At 56.7% G+C, this 1616-nt stretch carries 1 rRNA gene; it reads right to left on the bottom strand.

Going from position 1 to position 1616, the window contains the following annotated elements:
* Positions 1-1560 (bottom strand): 23S ribosomal RNA (locus ACGFIR_RS31570); the annotation flags it as partial.
* Positions 1561-1616: the final 56 nt, after the last annotated feature.

Raw genomic sequence — 1616 nt, 5'->3', positions numbered from 1 at the left:
TGGTTAGCACAACGAGGTTCATCAGGGACGCTCTTTCGCGGGTACGGGAATATCAACCCGTTGTCCATCGACTACGCCTCTCGGCCTCGCCTTAGGTCCCGACTCACCCAGGGCGGATTAGCCTGGCCCTGGAACCCTTGGTCATCCGGCGGAAGGGTTTCTCACCCTTCTTTCGCTACTCATGCCTGCATTCTCACTCGTGCCGCGTCCACAACTAGGTCACCCCGCTGCTTCACCCCCGGCACGACGCTCCCCTACCCATCCACACACCTGCACAAGGAATCAAGTCCAAGCGAGATAAAAATGTGAATGCCACAGCTTCGGCGGTGTGCTTGAGCCCCGCTACATTGTCGGCGCGGAACCACTTGACCAGTGAGCTATTACGCACTCTTTAAAGGGTGGCTGCTTCTAAGCCAACCTCCTGGTTGTCTATGCGACCCCACATCCTTTTCCACTTAGCACACGCTTAGGGGCCTTAGCTGGTGATCTGGGCTGTTTCCCTCTCGACTACGAAGCTTATCCCCCGCAGTCTCACTGCCGCGCTCTCACTTACCGGCATTCGGAGTTTGGCTGATTTCGGTAAGCTTGTGGGCCCCCTAGACCATCCAGTGCTCTACCTCCGGCAAGAAACACGCGACGCTGCACCTAAATGCATTTCGGGGAGAACCAGCTATCACGGAGTTTGATTGGCCTTTCACCCCTAACCACAGGTCATCCCCCAACTTTTCAACGTTGGTGGGTTCGGCCCTCCACGCGGTCTTACCCGCGCTTCAGCCTGCCCATGGCTAGATCACTCCGCTTCGGGTCTAGGACACGCGACTGAATCGCCCTATTCAGACTCGCTTTCGCTACGGCTCCCCCACACGGGTTAACCTCGCCACATGCCACTAACTCGCAGGCTCATTCTTCAAAAGGCACGCCGTCACCCCGCAAGGCTCCGACGGATTGTAGGCGAACGGTTTCAGGTACTATTTCACTCCCCTCCCGGGGTACTTTTCACCATTCCCTCACGGTACTCGTCCGCTATCGGTCACCAGGAAGTATTTAGGCTTACCAGGTGGTCCTGGCAGATTCACGGCAGATTACAGGGGTCCGCCGCTACTCGGGAACACCCACAGAAGATCAGCAACTTTCACCTACCGGACTCTCACCGTCTACGGTCAGCCATTCCAGACTGTTCGACTAGCCACTGACTTTATAACTCCTCGAACAAGTGTCAGCTTGTTCAGCAGGGTCCCACAACCCCGACCACGCAACCCCTGACAGGTATCACACGCAACCGGTTTAGCCTCAATCCGCTTTCGCTCGCCACTACTCACGGAATCACTATTTGTTTTCTCTTCCTACGGGTACTGAGATGTTTCACTTCCCCGCGTTCCCTCCACACACCCTATGTGTTCAGGTGTGGGTGACTGGACATGACTCCAGCCAGGTTTCCCCATTCGGACACCCTGGGATCACAGCTCGGTTGACAGCTCCCCCAGGCCTATCGCGGCCTCCCACGTCCTTCATCGGCTCCTGGTGCCAAGGCATCCACCGTTCGCCCTTGACAACTTGACCACAAAGATGCTCGCGTCCACTGTGCAATTCTCAACAAACGACCAACCCACAACCCG

The sequence above is a fragment of the Micromonospora sp. NPDC049051 genome (assembly GCF_043197575.1).
In the GTDB taxonomy this organism is placed as follows: domain Bacteria; phylum Actinomycetota; class Actinomycetes; order Mycobacteriales; family Micromonosporaceae; genus Micromonospora.
The sequence above is the reverse complement of the archived record's forward strand: the minus strand, read 5'-3'. Positions and strand labels throughout refer to the sequence as shown.